At 60.6% G+C, this 17,511-nt stretch carries 14 protein-coding genes; 5 read left to right on the top strand and 9 right to left on the bottom strand.

Annotation, left to right across the window (positions count from 1 at the left end):
* Nucleotides 1-34 precede the first annotated feature (34 nt).
* From NW830_RS06575 to trpC, 5 genes are all read right to left on the bottom strand, one after another.
* A complete protein-coding gene (locus NW830_RS06575) occupies nt 35-1,063 on the bottom strand; it encodes a sirohydrochlorin chelatase (protein ID WP_414362219.1) in 1,029 nt (342 codons plus the stop codon).
* Nucleotides 1,064-1,247: 184 nt separating this feature from the next.
* Nucleotides 1,248-3,512, bottom strand: a complete 2,265-nt coding sequence (locus NW830_RS06570) for a heavy metal translocating P-type ATPase (protein ID WP_414404627.1) — start codon at nt 3,510-3,512, stop codon at nt 1,248-1,250.
* Nucleotides 3,513-3,696: 184 nt separating this feature from the next.
* Complete coding sequence (locus NW830_RS06565) at nt 3,697-3,891, bottom strand: heavy-metal-associated domain-containing protein (protein ID WP_414362221.1); 195 nt, start codon at nt 3,889-3,891, stop codon at nt 3,697-3,699.
* 68 nt (nt 3,892-3,959) lie between these two features.
* Entirely contained in the window at nt 3,960-4,199 is a 240-nt protein-coding gene (locus NW830_RS06560; RefSeq protein ID WP_414362223.1) for a DUF5340 domain-containing protein, read from the bottom strand.
* 50 nt (nt 4,200-4,249) lie between these two features.
* Nucleotides 4,250-5,170 (bottom strand): indole-3-glycerol phosphate synthase TrpC, encoded by a 921-nt coding sequence (trpC, locus tag NW830_RS06555; protein WP_414362225.1) that lies wholly within the window; start codon nt 5,168-5,170, stop codon nt 4,250-4,252.
* 204 nt (nt 5,171-5,374) lie between these two features.
* On the opposite strand from trpC, the gene hmpF reads away from it, so the two are divergent.
* Together hmpF and lysS are read left to right on the top strand one after the other, a co-directional pair.
* The gene (hmpF, locus tag NW830_RS06550; protein WP_414362226.1) at nt 5,375-7,099 is read left to right on the top strand and encodes a pilus motility taxis protein HmpF; all 1,725 of its coding nucleotides are present in this window, start codon (nt 5,375-5,377) and stop codon (nt 7,097-7,099) included.
* A 108-nt stretch (nt 7,100-7,207) separates the two neighbouring features.
* A complete protein-coding gene (gene lysS / locus NW830_RS06545) occupies nt 7,208-8,746 on the top strand; it encodes a lysine--tRNA ligase (protein WP_414362228.1) in 1,539 nt (512 codons plus the stop codon).
* A 30-nt stretch (nt 8,747-8,776) separates the two neighbouring features.
* Here the strand turns inward: lysS and groL are convergent, their stop codons facing one another.
* From groL to NW830_RS06530, 3 genes are all read right to left on the bottom strand, one after another.
* Entirely contained in the window at nt 8,777-10,399 is a 1,623-nt protein-coding gene (gene groL, locus NW830_RS06540) for a chaperonin GroEL (protein WP_414362230.1), read from the bottom strand.
* 251 nt (nt 10,400-10,650) lie between these two features.
* The gene (locus tag NW830_RS06535; RefSeq protein ID WP_414362302.1) at nt 10,651-10,980 is read right to left on the bottom strand and encodes a 30S ribosomal protein PSRP-3; all 330 of its coding nucleotides are present in this window, start codon (nt 10,978-10,980) and stop codon (nt 10,651-10,653) included.
* 504 nt (nt 10,981-11,484) lie between these two features.
* On the bottom strand, nt 11,485-12,576 hold the full coding sequence (locus tag NW830_RS06530; protein ID WP_414404623.1) for an ABC transporter substrate-binding protein: 1,092 nt from the start codon (nt 12,574-12,576) through the stop codon (nt 11,485-11,487).
* Here NW830_RS06530 and nadC point away from each other — a divergent pair.
* The 3 genes from nadC to NW830_RS06515 all read left to right on the top strand — a co-directional run bounded on the left by nadC (nt 12,564) and on the right by NW830_RS06515 (nt 16,053).
* On the top strand, nt 12,564-13,406 hold the full coding sequence (gene nadC / locus NW830_RS06525) for a carboxylating nicotinate-nucleotide diphosphorylase (RefSeq protein WP_414362234.1): 843 nt from the start codon (nt 12,564-12,566) through the stop codon (nt 13,404-13,406). The genes NW830_RS06530 and nadC overlap by 13 nt on opposite strands.
* Nucleotides 13,407-13,562: 156 nt before the next feature.
* Nucleotides 13,563-14,495: a quinolinate synthase NadA gene (gene nadA, locus NW830_RS06520; RefSeq protein ID WP_414362235.1), complete on the top strand. Its 933-nt coding sequence runs from the start codon at nt 13,563-13,565 to the stop codon at nt 14,493-14,495.
* Nucleotides 14,496-14,532: 37 nt separating this feature from the next.
* On the top strand, nt 14,533-16,053 hold the full coding sequence (locus NW830_RS06515) for an L-aspartate oxidase (protein WP_414404622.1): 1,521 nt from the start codon (nt 14,533-14,535) through the stop codon (nt 16,051-16,053).
* On the opposite strand, the gene gndA is transcribed toward NW830_RS06515, so the two are convergent.
* Entirely contained in the window at nt 16,050-17,459 is a 1,410-nt protein-coding gene (gene gndA, locus NW830_RS06510; RefSeq protein WP_414362238.1) for an NADP-dependent phosphogluconate dehydrogenase, read from the bottom strand. The genes NW830_RS06515 and gndA overlap by 4 nt on opposite strands.
* Nucleotides 17,460-17,511: the final 52 nt, after the last annotated feature.

Genomic DNA, 17,511 nt, shown 5'->3' with positions numbered 1-17,511 from the left:
ACGCCTGCCACCCCCAGTTTATCCTGCCCCCCTCCTAGGGCACCTGCCAAGCTCGTTGGTGGTAGTCCTCCAAGGTGGCCCAGGGATCCGCAGCCCCTGCGTGGGTATGGCTGTGCTCTAGGTGAGGGGGGTGGTGATGGGATCCCTGCCCATGAGAGTGGTGGTCATGGGGATGGTGGTGGGTATGCCCCACTCCCAGCTTTGCACTCACCGCCAGGCGAAACTTGCAGAGGTGGCAGTTCACCTGGGTTTGGCCCTGGAGAGCTTCCTGCTCCAGTTGCTGCAGGCTGTGCAGCACTGCCTCCCCAAGGCCCAATTCCGGCAGCATCAGCCAGTCAATCTCGGGGTGGCAGCGCCGCTGCTCTTGCACAGCCGCCTCAATTTTTTTTACCAGTACCCCCGTAAAGAGGAAATAAGGCAACACAATGACCCGGCGCGGCTGCCAGGAGAGGGCTCGTTGCAACCCCACCGGCAGGCGGGGATGGGTAATGCCGATAAAGCAGGTCTCCACAGCAGCAAACCCGGACCCTTCCCAAAGGAGCCGAGCCAGCTTACACGCTTCAGCGTTGGCTTCGGGATCGCTGGAGCCGCGGCCAACAAACAGCAGCACCGTCTCAATTGCTGGGATCCGCCGGGGCTGGGCGGCCAGCAAAGCGGCCAATCGCTCTCGCAGCAGCTGGAGGATCTCGACGCGGATCCCCAGCGGCCCGCCGTAGTGAATGCGCAACTGGGGGTAGAGAGCCTGGAGGCGATCCAGCTCGGTGGTCACGTCAAACTTGTCGTGGCGCGCCCCAAACAGCAGCAGCGGTAGGGCTACGATTTCCTGCCACCCTTGGGCCAAACACTGCTCCACCCCTTGGGCAATGGTTGGCTGGGTCAGCTCCAGAAAGCAGGGGATCACTGGCCGTTGGGGGGTGCGGGCTTGGTAAGCCTGGGCCAGCTCCAGAAAGGCTTGCCGCCCCTCCGGATCCCGGGAGCCATGGCCAATGAGCAGCAAGGGCAAAGGGGCAGGAGAAGACTGCCCAACGGCAAGGGAGGGGGAAAACCTAAGGGTACTCGACACAAAAAGCTCCGTTTTATCAATCGCAAGGGGTACAGAACAATGGCAGGTGGGGGCTCCGGAGTAGCACCGCGCTGTCCCCAATCTGCCTGGGCTTTTTAGGTTAGCTTGCTGCCTGGCGTTCACCAAGCCCCCCTGGGGGGATGGCCGCCTCCGAGAAGATAACTCCAGCCCCTTGCCTTGATCCCTAACTCCCCTGTCCCAGAGGAAGAGAGGCTGGGGGTGAGGGCCGAAAATGCCTTAGGCGCAGGGCATTGGCCACCACCGAGACGGAACTAAGGGCCATGGCTGCCCCTGCCAGCATGGGATTGAGCAGCCAGCCAGTGAAGGGATAGAGCGCTCCAGCGGCAATAGGGATCCCCAGGATGTTGTAGATAAAGGCAAAGAAGAGGTTTTGGCGAATGTTGGCGAGGGTGGCCCGGCTAAGTTGGATGGCAGCAACCACACCCCGCAAATCGCCAGATACCAGGGTAATGTCACTGGTGGCCATGGCCACGTCTGTGCCTGTTCCAATGGCGATCCCCACATCGGCCTCAGCCAAGGCCGGCGCATCGTTAATGCCATCCCCCACCATCGCCACCCGCCGCTGAGGCCGCCTTAGCTGGCGAATCAAGGCTGCCTTTTGCTCAGGACGGACCTGGGCGATTACCCGCCGGATTCCGACTTGGCGGGCAATGGCTTGGGCAGTGGTGGAGTTGTCGCCAGTTAGCATAACCACCTCCAGCCCCATTTGTTGCAGCTGTTGCACCGCTGCAGCGGAGGTGGGCTTTAGCGGATCGGCAATGGCCAGCAGTCCCAGAAGACTCCCCCCTTGGGCCACGCCAATGGCCGTTTTGCCCTCGCTCTCCCAAGCCTGGGCCTGTTCCCCGCTAGCAGGAGGGCAGGGGATCCCCATCTGCTGTAGCCAGCTCAGGCGACCAACACGCACCTGCTGGCCCTCCACCCAGGCCTCTACCCCCTCGCCTACCCTGACCTGGAAGGACTGGGCCGGCGGGAGCGCGATCCCTTCGGCTTTGGCTTTTTGCACCACTGCCCGGCCTAGAGGATGCTCGGAGTACTGTTCCGCCGCAGCCGCTAGACGCAACAGCGCCAGAGGAGAAGAGGTGGGAGTCCAGATATCCGTAACAGCGGGACAGCCGGCGGTGAGAGTGCCGGTTTTGTCGAAGACCACCGTGGCCAGCTGATGGGCCAGTAGCTCTAAGCTCTCGGCCCGCTTCACCAGGATCCCCAGCTCTGCTCCTCGCCCTGTTGCCACCTGGATCGAGGTAGGGGTGGCCAAGCCCAGGGCACAGGGGCAGGCCATGACCAGCACCCCGACGGTATTCATCAAAGCGAGCGTCGGGTTGCCCGCCAGCCCCCACCAGAGCCCAAACGTCACTGCTGCCACTCCAATCACCGCCGGCACAAACCACGAGGTAACCCGATCTGCCACCTGCTGAATGGGAGCCTTGGATCCTTGAGCTTCCTGCACTAGGCGCACAATCTGGGCCAGAAGCGTATCTTTGCCCACCCGCCGCGCTTCCATCACAAAGCTGCCTGTCTGGTTGAGGGTGGCCCCAATGACCTCATCCCCTACCGATTTGCTTACCGGCAGGCTCTCGCCGGTCACCATCGACTCGTCCAGACTGGAGGATCCCTCTAGAATGACCCCATCCACCGGCACCTGCTCACCGGGGCGCACTCGGATCCAATCCCCCACCTGCACTGCTGCAATTGGGATCTCCTGCTCCACCCCCTCGCGGATGACCCTTGCCGTTTTCGGCTGCAGCCCCATTAGCTTGCGGATGGCCTCGGAGGTTTGGGCTTTGGCCCGCTGCTCCATCCACTTGCCCGACAGTACCAGGGTGACGACCACCGCTGCTACCTCGTAATACACATCGGGGTGCAGGCCCTGGCGGTGGAAGAAGTCGGGAAAGACGGTGGCAAAAAGGGAATAGAAGAAAGCAGCGCTTGTTCCCAAGGCCACTAGGGTGTTCATATCGGCCGTTCGCCGCCGCCAAGCCGCCCAGGCGCCGCGGTAAAACGGCTGGCCCACCCAGAACTGCACCGGCAGCGTCAGCAGCAACTGCAACTTGGGATCCTGCAGCCACGAGGGTAGGCCTGGAATTTCCCTCCCCAGCATCATTGGCAGTGAGCCAATCAGCAGCACTGTGCTGATCCCTACCCCTAGGGCCACCTTCTGCTTCAATTCCCGCTCTGCCGCCCGCTGGGCAATTCGCTCGGCATCGGCGGGCTCTGCCAGTGGCCAATCGTCCTGGAGGAGGTGGGCTCGGTACCCTGCCAGCTCCACTGCTTGGAGCAGGGCCTGAGGATTGACCCGCCGAGGATCCCCTTGGACGATAGCCTGTTCGCTAGCAAAGCTTACCGTTTGCGCTGTTACACCTGGTACCTGGCTCAGGGCCCGTTCAATACCGGCAGCACAGGAGGCACAGCTCATCCCGTGGATGGCCAGGCGCCAGGTGGCCTGTGCCGATGGCGCGCCCCCAGGAACTGCGGTAACCTCTGGACAACCGGGCAGACCAGGGCTCGAGGCGGAGGAAGTGGGATCTGACACGGCCACTTTTAGAGTCAAAGTTAAAAAGGCGAGGGAAAGAACCTCCCTCCAGCCAGGGGAAAGCTCCCACTGGAGTTCCTGCCTAGGCAGGTGGATAGCCCACTTGAGCAAGCACCTGCCGCCAGTCAGTGTCTATCTGCTCAGAAATAATCCGCACCTGCTTGGTCTTGGGATCCGCTTCCACCTGCGCCTGGGGGTCCCGTTGCCGCACCGCCTGGGTAACAGTATCCACGCAAGCTGAGCAGGCCAGCCCCGGTACCGTCAAAACAACCACCATCGCGGGAGGTCCTCCTGGACCCATCTTGTCTAGTGTAGCCAAAGCCCCATCTTCCAGCAAGCGGAAGATTAGGGAGAGGGAGGAGGCTCGTCTAGGTTCCAGCGGTAGTCCACCTGGTAGCCTCGCTGGCGCCACTCTTCTTCCAGTTGCAACTGTTGGGTGAGGGCCTTGCGCAAAGAGGTGATTAGCTCTTGCGCGCGGCCGCGGTTGCCAAAATCCTGTTCCTCGACTGCCGGAAACGTCTGCCGCTCCAGAACTCGCAGCAGAAATTCGTAGTGGATGTGGGCTGGCACCGGAATCCGTTTCATCAATTTCAGCAATTTAAGAGGGGACCCGTCCTTAGAGGTTTCCTAAGAGTTTACGAAGACGACAACAGGGAGCGCAAAGCTTGACCGGGATCCGGCTGCGTGACCAGCGCTTCCCCCACCAGCACAGCGCGCACCCCCCAGGCTTGCAATTGCTGCAGATCCCTAGAGGTGTGGATGCCGGACTCGCTGACCACAGGCAGATCGCCCAGGCGCTCCCGGTAGAGGGCTAGGAGGTTGCGTGTTGTATTTAAGTCCACTGCAAAGGTTCTCAAGTCGCGATTGTTGATTCCAATTAACACCTTCCCCTTAGCTTGTGGCAGTTGTGGCAAGGCCAAAACCCGCTCCAGTTCCCGAGCGGTGTGCACCTCCAGCAAGGCCGCCATACCCAATTGCTGAATGAGCTTGAGAAAATAGCCCAAGTCCGCATCCGAGAGAATGGCGGCAATCAGCAGCACCGCGTCCGCTCCTAGGCTGCGGGCCCAGAGAATTTGGTAAGGGTAGAGGATAAACTCCTTGCAAAGGATGGGGATCCCTGTTGTCTTGCGGATCTGGTGCAGGTGCTCGCCGCTGCCCTGAAAAAACCGCTCATCGGTGAGCACGGATAGGCAACTGGCCCCCCCCGCTTCGTAGCTGCGGGCAATGGCCACCGGATCAAAGGGATCCCGGAGGAGGCCGCGGCTAGGAGATGCCCTTTTCACCTCAGCAATGACAGAGACGGGGTGAGGGGATTGGGTAAGGGCAGCTACAAAATCCCGCACCGGTGGGGCCTGATCCAGTTGCCGTTGCAACTCCTTGAGGGGAAGCTGCTCCCGTTGGCGCTCCACCTCCCGTTCTTTGTGCCAGACGATTGCCTCCAAAATGTGGCGCGGCTGAGCCTCCGGCGCTGTTGTCCGATAGACTTGCGAGGCCACCACCACTTCTGGAGCAGGGGAACGCCGACGAATAGCAAGTAGCTCACTTTGCAGCTCCATATTGCCCCTGAAAAGAACCTCCCACCTCACCCTAGTCTAGGGCTCGGCGGTCAGTTTGAATAGCTCCTCTAGACTTCTCTAGGCAGCATCTGGCGAGGGCGTTTTTTTTACCCTATCGTTGAGTTGGGATCAGGCAGCAACCGAGATGGGTTGACCTACCATTAGCGGCCGCCCCAAACTGTTTATGGCTAAGGGGGTTCAGGCGTGCTGTACCTAGCAGAGCTATCCAAGTCCATTGGGTTTGGCAAGTCGTCTTTACAACCGCTAGCTAAGCAACAGCAGGACAACACCTGGGTGGCGGTCAACGAGGACCCCATCCCTCTGGAGGGCCGGATTGCTCAAGAAACCGGGCGCTTCAAGGACGGAGTGCTGGTGCTGGCGGAGGTTGCCGGCAACCGTCAGGTGACTCGCATTAGTGAAGCTGCCCGCCAGCTAGTAACCTACCTGCAAAGTTTTAGCCAACTTCAGCTGAGAGTTCGCCGCCAAGAGGAAGAGATCGAGAATTGGCGCAAGTCCCTCACCTTTCAAGCTCAAGAGCTCACCCGCCGCGAGATGGAGTTGGCTGCCCAAGAAGAAGAGGTGCAGCGGCTGTACGAGCAATACAAGGCTGTTGCGGAGGAGCGCAAACTCCTGGACAGTCTCAAAGAAGAGCTGGCCAGCCAGCAAGCCTATCTGGCTGAGCAACAGCGCTGGATTGGAGAGCAGCGAGAAGCTCTCAACCGGCAGCGGCAGGAGCTGGAAGCCCAGCTCCAGGAAGCTCGCTCCCGCCGCCTGGGGGAAGCCGAAGCAGCCCAGCTCCAGGCTTTGCTGCAAGAAGTTCAGGAGCATCTAAGTTGCTCTACGGCGTCCCTGGCCCCTCTGCAAAGTTTAAAAGGCCAACTCCAACAGCAGCAGGAGCACTGCCGTCGCCAGCTGGCCCAACTGGAGCAGGAACGACAACAAGCCCAACTTTGCCAGGAGGAGCTGGATCGGGACTACCGAGCCTGGCGGGAGCGTCGCGCTGCCTGGTGGGGATCCCGCCATTCCCTAGAGCAAAGCCAGGCCAGCTGGCAGGCCCAGCAGCGATCCCTGCAGCTTTATCAAGAGCAGCTGCAGCGGATCCTCCAGCAGTTGCACTCCCAGGAGAGCCTCCAGCAAAAAGCCTATCGTTTGCTTCAGGAGTACGACTTCATTGTCGACGGCAGCAGCAACGGCGGTGGGGAGGCGGCGATCTCGGTGGAGGAGCTGGCAGCTTTGGTTAGCCAAATGCGCCAGGACTACGAGCAGCGAGCAGCCCAGGTCAGCCAACAGCGGGCCGAGCTGGAGCAGCACCGGAAAACTTTGCAGGAGCTGCAAGCGCGGCTGGCTACCGCCTCTCCTGAAGAGCGGTTGGAGCTGGAAATGGATATCGACTACGCCCAGTCTGCCTGTAGCGCCCTGGAAGAAGCTCTGCTGCCCCAGGAAAAAAACCTGCAGCGGGAATACGAGGAGCTAGCCCGCTACGAGGCTCGCCTCAGACAGCTACAGAATCAGGCTGCCGCTCCAGTTCGAGTGGATATTGGCCCCCTCCTAGCGGAGATTGCCAAGCAAAAGCAGGAGCTGCTCCAGGAAAAAAACCGCCTGCAAACGCTTGTCCGCCAACTGGAAACTTCCCTCTCAGCTCAGCAGGAGCAACTGGCCCGCCAACAGCAGGAGCTGGAGCAGCAGTGGCAACAGCTAGAGCAAGAGGAGGAAGCCTTGCGAGCCCGGACCCAGGCCCTGGCCGAAACCTGGGGGCGCCTCAGCCAGCTGCCAGCTACGCTTGCTGCCGAGCAAGAGCGCTGGGCGGAGTTGGCAGGCCATCTGGAGCAATTGGAGGCGGAGCTTGGCCACGGCCAAGAAGGGAGCTCCAGGGCCTGGGCTCACCTCCAGCAGCTGCAGTCCCTTTTGGCTAGCCTTGCCCAAGGATAAACCTCCCAAGGAGGCCCTCAAGCCCAGGCCCCTAGGTTCCTAAAAACGTGCGGGGACAAGGCTGGGATCCTCTCTTGTTACTCTGGTTAGATAAGCTTTTCTCCTGCTATGTCCACCCTTCCCACCAGCAGTGAAGCCGCTCAACGGGCTGCCCGCCTGGAAAAAGCCCGCCACCTGCAGGAACAAGGGATCCTGCCCTATGCCTATTCTTTTCCTGTTACCCACCTAGCTGCTGAGTTGCAGGCGCAATTTGCGGACCTGGAGCCTGGCGGAGAGCGGGAGGACGTCCAGGTGGCAGTGGCTGGGCGAATCCGGGCGCGGCGAGTTATGGGCAAACTGGCCTTCTTTACCCTGCAGGATCGCTCCGGCACCATCCAGCTTTACCTGGAGGAGCAACGGCTAACAGAGCGCATGGGGGAGAGGGCCTTCAAGAACCTAGACAAGCTCATCGACGTGGGCGATTGGTTGGGGGCTAAGGGCTGCCTCAAGCGCACCAAAAAAGGGGAGCTATCGGTGCGGGTGGACGAATACCAGATCCTGACTAAGGCCCTCTTGCCTCTGCCTGACAAATGGCATGGCCTGCGGGATGTGGAGAAACGCTACCGCCAGCGCTACGTCGACCTCATTGTTAACCCTGAGGTTAAGCAGACCTTGCTCGACCGGGCCAAGATCATCCGCTCCCTGCGGCAGACGCTGGAAGAGCAAGGTTTTGTGGAAATTGAGACGCCGGTGCTGCAGGTCATCCCTGGGGGGGCAGAGGCGCGGCCCTTTGTTACCCACCACAACGCTCTAGATCTGGATCTCTACCTCCGCATTGCTACCGAGCTACACCTAAAGCGGTTGGTGGTAGGCGGGATCGAGCGGGTTTACGAAATTGGGCGGGTCTTTCGCAATGAGGGTATCTCCACCCGCCACAACCCGGAGTTTACCTCGCTGGAGGCCTACCAAGCCTTCGCTGACTACCACACGATGATGGAACTTACCGAAACCTTGGTCTGCAACGCCGCCCTGGCGGTACGGGGATCCCTGCAGCTTACCTACCAAGGGGAAGCCATCGACCTCACTCCTCCCTGGCGACGGGTGACGATGCAGGAGTTGGTGGAAGAGGCCACTGGTATTTTCATCGATGTGGAAAAGGGAAGCACCGAAGAGCTCTTGCCTGCCTTGGCCGCCCAAGGGATCCCCAACCTCTCCCCCCAGGACTCTCCTGGCCAGTTGCTGGTCAAGGCCTTTGAGCACTGTTGTGAAAGCCGCCTGCGCCAACCCACCTTTGTTCTGGACTATCCCCTTGAGGTGTGTCCGCTCACCAAGCCTCACCGCAGCAAGGCAGGGTTGGCCGAGCGCTTTGAGCTGTTCATTGTCGGGCGGGAGACAGCTAACGCCTACTCGGAACTCACCGATCCGGTGGATCAGCGGCAGCGGCTGGAGGCCCAAGCAGCCCTGAAGGCAGCCGGCAACGAAGAAGCCCACTTTCTCGACGAAGACTTCCTCACCGCCTTGGAATATGGCCTTCCTCCCACCGGCGGTCTGGGTCTAGGCATTGACCGCCTGGTGATGCTACTGTGCGATGCTCCCAGCATCCGCGATGTCATCGCCTTTCCCCTGCTGCGGCCCGAGAGCTCCGCCCAAGAAAAAGCCCCTGAATAGGGGCAGGGGCCTCCAGTTGGACAAGGGGATTTACATCATTCCAGGCTTGCTCGAGCGAGCTTTGGCTGGCTTAGGTTCCGGCTTTTCGACGACCACGGCCTCAGTAGTAAGGTACATGGCCGCGATGGAAGCCGCATTTTGCAAGGCAAAGCGCACCACCTTGGCCGGATCGACAATCCCGCGGGCAAACATGTCCACATACTCACCCGTCAGGGCGTCGAAGCCGTAGGGCATCTCCTGCTCCAGAACCCTTTCCACCACTATTGATCCCTCCAGCCCAGCGTTGTGGACAATTTGATAGAGGGGCGCCCGCACGGCCTGGTAGACAATGTCTGCTCCCACCTGCTCTTCGGCGTTCAACTTGGCTTTAAACTCTGGGATCCCCTTGGAAAGGTGGAGCAGCGTCGCCCCCCCACCTGGGACAATCCCTTCCTCTACGGCTGCTCGTGTGGCGTTGAGGGCATCTTCAATCCGCAGCTTGCGGTCCTTGAGCTCTGTCTCCGTGGCAGCCCCCACCTTGATCACCGCCACCCCGCCAACCAGCTTGGCAATCCGCTCCTGCAGCTTCTCACGGTCATACTCCGAGTCAGTAGTCTCCAGCTGCTTACGGAGTTGCGCTACCCGCTTCTCCACTGCCGCCTTGGTACTGCCATCGGTAACAATGGTGGTCTTGTCGCGGGTAACTGTAATCTTGCGGGCCACCCCCAGCATGTCCAGGGTGACATTCTCCATCTTGATGCCAATTTCCTCCGAGATGAGCCGGCCTCCGGTGAGGATGGCAATGTCCTCCAGCATGGCCTTACGGCGATCCCCAAAGGAGGGGGCCTTCACGGCCACTGCATTCAACACCCCGCGCAGCTTGTTGACTACCAGAGTCGCCAAGGCATCTCCCTCTACATCTTCGGCAATTACCAGCAAAGGCCGCCCTTCCCGGGCCAGCCGCTCCAGCAGGGGCACCAGCTCCTGCACATTGGAGAGTTTGTTGCTGGTAATGAGCAGATAGGCGTTTTCGTATTCGGCTACCATCCGCTCTGTATCGGTGACGAAGTAGGGAGAAATGTAGCCACGGTCGAACTGCATTCCTTCCACCACTTCTAGCTGAGTTTCCATCGACTTGGATTCTTCGACCGTGATCACCCCCTCTCGCCCCACTGCATCCATAGCCTTGGCAATCATCTCGCCTATCTCGCTGTCGTTGCCAGCAGAGATAGTGGCTACCTCGGCAATGGTCTTGCGCTCCTCCACCCGTTTGGCAGAGGCAGCAATCTTCTCCACCAGGTAGGCGGTGGTCTTTTCAATCCCGCGCCGCAGGGCTACAGGGTTAGCCCCTGCTGCAACGTGCTTTAGCCCTTCCTGCACCATGCTCTGGGCCAAGATGGTGGCTGTACTGGTGCCATCTCCGGCCGCGTCATTGGTCTTGTTGGCTACTTCCCGCATCAACTGGGCACCGGCATTTTTCAAGGGATTGGCCAACTCAATTTCTTTAGCAATTGTTACCCCATCGTTGACAATCTGAGGCGCACCAAATTTCTTCTCTAGAACCACATTGCGCCCCTTAGGGCCAATTGTAACCTTGACTGCGTCTGCTACTTGATTAATGCCCTCCTCCAGTGCCTTGCGGGCCTCTTCCTTAAACAAAATCTGCTTGGCCATAGCGTCCCCGATCCTCGCTATCTCAACTAGCAACTAGGCCACTTGTTCTGAGTGCCACTGGGCCGAGCGGGATCCTGGGAGGTTCCCAGTGATCCCCTCCCTTGGCTAGGTCAAGAGCTAGCACTCTGAAACCTCGAGTGCTAATCTAGCCCAAAGGCGGCAGCCTCAGCAAGATGGCCTGGATTCGGAGGTAACTTTCGGCTGGAGAAGCCTGCCTTTGGCCTGCTGCAAGGGAACAAACAGGGGGGCTGTTACGAACTGTCGCTGATGAGGATGTCAGGAAACCGGGCTTGGGCTTCGCTAATGGGGCGCTCCCGTCCACCGTTTTGCCAGTAGTTGATCAGTTCGGTGGCTTGGTTGAGCAGGTTGATGCGATCTTCCTCACTAATCCAGCTTTTGCTTTCCAGTTCAGTCTTAAGCTGTTCCCAAGCATCATCCCGCGGCCAAAAAAAGTAGCGGGTGAGGGGACTGCGGTTTTTGGCCACTATTTGATCCACTGCAATAGCCAAATCGTTTTGCAGCCACAGGGCTTTTAGGGCAAATTTTGGCAAGGCTTGCTTCTCCTTTTCACCACTCAACAGACGGAACGACAAGAGACAAACCTGGCCTCAGCCAGGCAGTCTTCCATTGTAAACTACCCGCCCTCCTGCCGCGGCAAGGAGCGTAGCCTCAGGAGGCTGTCCCCTTGCCCCAAGGGGTAGCCCTCCCCCTGCCAGCCTTACCTTCTTTTCTTGGGAGCTTGCCAAGGGATCCTAGGCCCTCCCTCCAACGGCTAGGCAATATCCGTGCACCCCAACCCAAAGCTCCCTTGCCCCTTTACCCAAGGGGTAGCTTTCTGGTAGTGCCGCTTGGCTGACGGGGGTGAGCGAAACCTCGCCAAGGGAAGACCCCAGCGGCACAGGTGACAAAGGCAGCCTTGAGGGACAACCTGGCGAGAACCCTTAGTGGGCCAAGTTCCTGGACAAACTGAATCCAGCACGAATTTCGGATCCCTGCCCCCCGGCCAGAGAGGGGCGCGCGGATTCTGATTCTGATAGAGGGCTGTCTGCCCCTAAGGGGGTCGTCAGGCTTTGCAGGGCGTAGGCCTAGCTCTTGTAATAATCAGGCCCTTTGTTGACAAAGTCCAGGGTGTAGGCAGCTCGGTAGTTGATGGTTGGCTCAAAGACACCCGCCACTGTCATGTTCTCAAAGAAGCTTTGCCAACGTTCGTGGGTCATGGCGCCAATGCCCTTTTCTAGGGCGTCGCCAGACAAAATGATGCCGTACTCCTTCAACTTCTCAAAGCTATAGGCCAACTGCTCATCGCTCATCTCCGGGTTATCCTGCTTGATGAGGCGATAGGCGGGGCGGGGATCCTCTAGAAAGCTGTACCAGCCCTTGATAGAGGCATCCACAAATCGCTGCACCAGGTCTGGCTTGGTTTCCACCAGTTGGCGCCGCGTCTCGATGGTTGTGGCATAGGGGTTGTAGCCGTAGTCGGCTAGGAGAAAAATTACCGGCTTAAAGCCTCCTTGTTTTTCAATGGCAAAAGGCTCAGAGGTGAGATACCCCTGCTGCGCTGAGGTGGGATCCGCCAAGAAGGGACCGGGGTTGAAGTTGTAGGGGCGGGTCTGGTCGTCGGTGAAGCCGTACTTGGCCCGCAGAAAGGGCCAGTAGGTAGTAAAAGCCCCTTTGGCCACGAAGATGGGTCGGCCCTTGAGATCCTCCAAGCGCTGGGTGCCAGGATGGGCGAGGAGAACCTGGGGGTCTTTTTGGAAAATAGCCGCCACGCAGATGAGCGGGATCCCTTCCCGCACGGCGTTGATGACTCCCGCGCTTCCCCCCATGGCAAAGTCGGCAGCTCCGCCGGCCAAAATCTGGGTAATGTTGACGCTAGGGCCGCCCATCTTGATGGTGACGTCTAGCCCATATTCGCGATAGATGCCTGTGGCCACCGCCTGGTAAAAGCCGCCATGCTCCGCCTGGGCATACCAGTTGGTAGCATAGGAAACCCGGTCAAGTTTGGATCTCTGAGCCACGATGAGAGTGGGGGAGGATCGAGCAGCCGCTGCCGCCAGCAGACTTCCCCCAAGGGCAGCAGCTCCTGCTTTGAGCAACTGACGACGGCTGAAGGTGCCGCTATTGGGTTGAGACGATCCAGTCGAGGCCATAAGCAAAGCAAAAGATGATGTCAGCATTCTACATCCCGGAGGAGACCCTGTGCGCCTGGCTACAGGAAGATCTCGGCCACGGCGATCTCACCAGCGAGCTGACGCTGCCCCCCGGAGTAGAGGGCGAGGCGGTGATCCTAGCTAAGGAGGCAGGGATCCTGGCGGGTCTGGAGATTGCCAGGCGGGTTTTCCGGCTGGTGGATCCCCAGGTGGAGTTCGCTCCCAAGGCAGAGGAAGGGGAGAGGGTGGCCGTCGGCCAAGAAGTGCTCCAGCTCAAGGGATCCCTGCGGGGGATTCTGGCAGCAGAAAGGCTAGCGCTGAACCTTCTCCAAAGGCTTTCTGGCATTGCCACCCTTACCCGCACCTACGTAGAGGCGTTGCGGGGAACCTCGACCCAGCTCCTGGACACCCGCAAGACCACCCCCGGCCTGCGCGCTCTGGAGAAATATGCTGTGCGGGTAGGAGGCGGCAAAAACCACCGCTTTGGCCTCTTCGACGGCATCTTGATTAAGGAAAACCACATTCGCGGTGCCGGCGGCATCTTGGCAGCCGTCCAGCGGGCCAAAGCAGGTGCCCCCCACCACCTCAAGGTCGAGGTTGAGGTGCGCAACCTCCAGGAGCTGGAGGAGGCTTTGGCGGCAGGCGCCGATCTAATCCTTCTCGATAACTTCCCCTTGGAGCAGATCCGGGCTGCCGTTCAACGGGTGGGGGGGAAAGTTCCCCTAGAAGCCAGCGGCAACATGAACCTAGAGCGCGCCCGGCAAGCGGCGGAGGCAGGCGTTGACTACATCAGTGTGGGGGCCCTGACTCACTCGGCCAAGGCCCTGGATCTCTCCTTGCTCGTGGTGCGGCCCTGAGGTTTGCCCCAGGGAGCGCTGTTTCTAATGCTAGGCTAGGTAACAATACCGCCTAAAGCAGGAAGGCCAGTTGCTGCCTACTGGCAACTTCTCCTTAGCCCCGCACCAGTCCAGATCTGCACCCGTGGCCGGCCCAGCCAAAACAGAAGGTTCACCATGACCCAAGAAACCCTTGTCCAGGAAATTGCTCGACTCAAGCAGGAAAGGCAGGCCGTTATCCTAGCCCACTCCTACCAACTCCCCGAGGTGCAGGAAGTGGCGGACTTTGTGGGAGACTCCCTGGGCCTGGCCCGCGAGGCCCAAAAGACAGATGCCCAGGTCATTGTCTTTGCTGGCGTCCACTTCATGGCCGAGACGGCAGCTATCCTCAACCCGGAAAAGACGGTGCTGCTGCCGGATCTAGAGGCAGGCTGCTCCCTGGCCGATAGCATCCGGCCTGAGGATGTGCGGCGCTGGAAGGAGGCCAACCCCGAGGGGCTGGTGGTGGCCTATGTCAACACGGCCGCCGAGATTAAAGCCCTGGCCGATGTCTGCGTTACCAGCGCCAACGCTGTGCAGGTGGTGGCCAGCCTGCCGTCGGATCGCCCCATCTTCTTTGTGCCGGATATGTTCCTGGGGGCCTATGTAGCCCAGACAACGGGGAGGGAGTTGGATCTGTTCCCCGGCGAGTGCCACGTCCATGTGGGCATTCGCGAGGAGCACCTCAAGGCAATGGCAGAGAAGCACCCGGAGGCGGAGTTCCTCATCCACCCCGAGTGCAGTTGCGGCTCCAGTTGTCTATTTCTCAAGCCGGACGCCAAGCTCCTTTCTACCGAGGGGATGGTGCGTTATGCCAGAACTTCGGCCAGCCGCGAGTTTGTGGTTGCCACCGAAGTGGGCATTCTCCACCGGCTGCAAAAAGAGGCCCCCGATAAGACCTTTATCCCCGTCAAGGCGGACGCCGTCTGCGAGTATATGAAAAAAATTACCCTGGAGAAGATCTACCGCTCCCTAGTGGAGATGCGCTACGTGATCCAGGTGCCAGAGGCGGTGGCCGAAAAAGCCCGCAAGTCCATCCTGGCCATGCTGTCAGTGCCTGCTGGAGCCTAGAGGGAGCACCCTTGGCGAGGGTCTGTTTTGTCCAGTGTTGTCTACGTCTTTCCTAGCGGAAACAGACCTCTTGATCCTGGGGGCAGGGGTGGCAGGGATCTATGCAGCCCTGTGGGCGGAAGCAGAGGGAGCCAGAACCCTGGTGGTAAGCAAGGATCCCTTGCCTTCTGGATCCACTCCTTGGGCGCAGGGGGGGATAGCTTTTCCACTGGATGCAGCAGATGTGGAAGCCCACCTCCAGGACACCCTGCAAGCAGGCCGTGGCTTGGTGGAAGTGGAGGTGGCCCGCTCCATCCTGCAGGAAGCCCCCTTTCACCTGGAGAGGCTTTTGTCCTGGGGGCTGCCCTTCCATCCGGAGCCGGTGCGGGAAGGGGGCCACTCGCGGGCGCGGATACGCCATCTGGGAGGGGATCGGAGCGGGCTGTGGCTATTGCAAGGTTTGCTGGCTCGCCTAAACAAGCCGCCTCTCCAGGGATACACAGCCCTCAGCCTTTTGATGGCAGGAGGCAGGGTAGGGGGGGCCCTGCTGCTGGGGCCAGATGGGCCACTGCAGGTGAAAGCAGGGGCAGTTCTCTTAGCTACAGGCGGGTTTGGCAGCCTTTTCCCCCTCTCGACGGCTCCGCCGGGGGCCAGCGGGGATGGGATGGCCTTGGCCTGGCGGGCAGGAGCTGTCCTAAGGGATCTGGAGTTTGTGCAGTTTCACCCCACCGCCTTGCCCAATGGAGCCCTGGTTAGTGAGGCTGCCCGAGGGGCAGGGGCCGTGCTTCTCAACGCCTGGGGGGAGCGCTTTATGCCTTGCTATACGGAGCTGGGCGAGCTGGCGCCGCGGGATGTGGTGGCCCAGGCGGTGTTCTGGGAGCGGCAGCGGACGGGGGGAGTTTATCTTGATCTACGGGCTGTGCCAGAGCTGGAGGAGCGCTTTCCCACCGTTGTTGCCTCTGCCCGCGCTTTGGGGCTGGATCCCGGAAAAGACCTCCTGCCGGTTGCTCCCGCTGCCCACTACGTCATGGGCGGGGTGCGAACGGATGCCTTTGGCTTCACTGGCCTGCCGGGCCTCTATGCTGCCGGGGAGGTGGCTTCTACAGGGTTGCACGGGGCAAACCGTTTGGCTTCCAACAGCCTCTTGGAAGGGCTGGTCATGGGCAAGCGAGCTGCTCTGGCTGCTCTGCGGGAGCTCCAAGAGCCACCCCTTCAGGTGCAGGCTCTACCTGTGCTGACTGCGCCGCCCTCTCTTCTTTCCGAGCTTAGGCAGCAGGTGGGAGAGGCACTGGGCGTGGTGCGGCAGGGAGAGCGGCTGCGGGCTTTTCTGGCTTTTGCAGAAGCCCTGCCCCTGGAGGAGAAGCCCTGGGCCAGCCGGGAGGAGGTCGAGGCCGGGAGTTTGTTGCTGCTTGCTCGCCTGGTGGGGCAAGGGGCTCTGTTGCGGGAGGAAAGTCGCGGATCCCACTTCCGCAGGGATTTTCCCCAAGAAGGAGAGCCTTTCCATACCGAGGCGTGGGGTTCTACCTTGAAGCAGACGCCGCTAGGTCTAGCGGCCGCACCAGAGGGGGATCCTGCCTAGGCGTTCCAGGCGTGGTGGAAAATCCCCGGCCTGTCGATGCGCTCAAAGGTGTGGGCGCCAAAGAAATCCCGCTGGGCTTGGGTGAGGTTCTGGGGCAGCTCGGCAGTGCGGTAGCTGTCGTAGTAGGCCAGGGAAGCGCTAATGGCCGGGATCGGGATCCCTAGGGTAGCCGCGGTGGCCACCACCCGCCGCCAGGATCCCTGCCGTTCCTGGATGGCCTGCTGAAACTCCTCATCCAAAAGCAGGTTGACCAGCTCCGGATCCCGCTGGTAGGCCGCCTGGATCCTGCTCAGGAGGCGGGCGCGGATGATGCAGCCCCCCTTCCAGATGCGGGGGATCTCGCTAAAGGTGTAAACATAGCCGTGGGCAACGGTGGCTTGCTTGAGCAGCGCCATCCCCTGGGCGTAGGAGCAGATCTTGGAACAGTAGAGGGCGGCGCGCAGATCCTGGAGGAAGCGGTCGGGATCCCCTTCAAAGGCTGTTCCCGGCCCTGGCAACTGCTGCGAGGCGGCCACCCGCTCTTCCTTCATCGAGGAGAGGAGGCGGGCCTGCACTGCCGCCTCAATGGTGGGCACCGGCACCCCCAGATCCAGGGCGTCCTTGACCGTCCACAGGCCCGTGCCCTTCTGGCCTGCTTTGTCCAAGATGAGATCCACCAGCGGCTTGCCCGTCTCCGGATCCAGCGTCCCCAAGATCTTGGCGGTAATCTCAATCAAAAACGACTCCAGCTCCGTCTCGTTCCAGGCCTGGAAGATCTCCTGCATCTGGGGGGCTGACAGCTTCAGCCCCCTGCGCATGAGGTCGTAGGCCTCGGCAATCAGTTGCATGTCGCCGTATTCGATGCCGTTGTGCACCATCTTCACGTAGTGCCCGCCCCCTTTGGGTCCCAGGTAGGTGACGCAGGGGCCGTCCGGCCCTTGGGCGGCAATTTTGGTGAGGATGGGCTCCAGTTGGCGGTAGGCTTCCAGGCTGCCGCCGGGCATGAGGCTAGGGCCGTTAAGGGCACCTTCTTCCCCGCCGCTCACCCCCATGCCGACAAAGTGGATCCCGCTGGCTTCTAGGACCTCGGCGCGCCGGTCGGTGTCGCTGTAGAGGGAGTTGCCGCCATCGATGAGGATGTCGCCTGGCTCCAGCAGCGGCCTGAGCTCGTCGAGGAGGGCATCCACCGGCGGGCCTGCCTTGACCATGATTAAGATTTTGCGGGGCCGCTCCAACAGTTGCACCAATTCGGGCAGGCTGTAGGCGGGGGTAATCTGCTTGCCTTGGGCCCGCCCTTGGATGAACTGCTCGGTCTTGGCGCGCGTCCGGTTGTAGACCGCAACGGGAAAGCCATTGCGCTCGACATTGAGGGCCAGGTTTTCCCCCATCACCGCCAGGCCAATGACTGCGAAGCTGGGCTTGCTCATGGTGGGGCAGGGTCAACACCTTCCCCAATCTAAAGGGCAATCCAGCCAAGAG

The sequence above is a fragment of the Synechococcus sp. OH30 genome (assembly GCF_047462175.1).
Classification (GTDB): domain Bacteria; phylum Cyanobacteriota; class Cyanobacteriia; order Thermostichales; family Thermostichaceae; genus Thermostichus.
The sequence above is the reverse complement of the archived record's forward strand: the minus strand, read 5'-3'. Positions and strand labels throughout refer to the sequence as shown.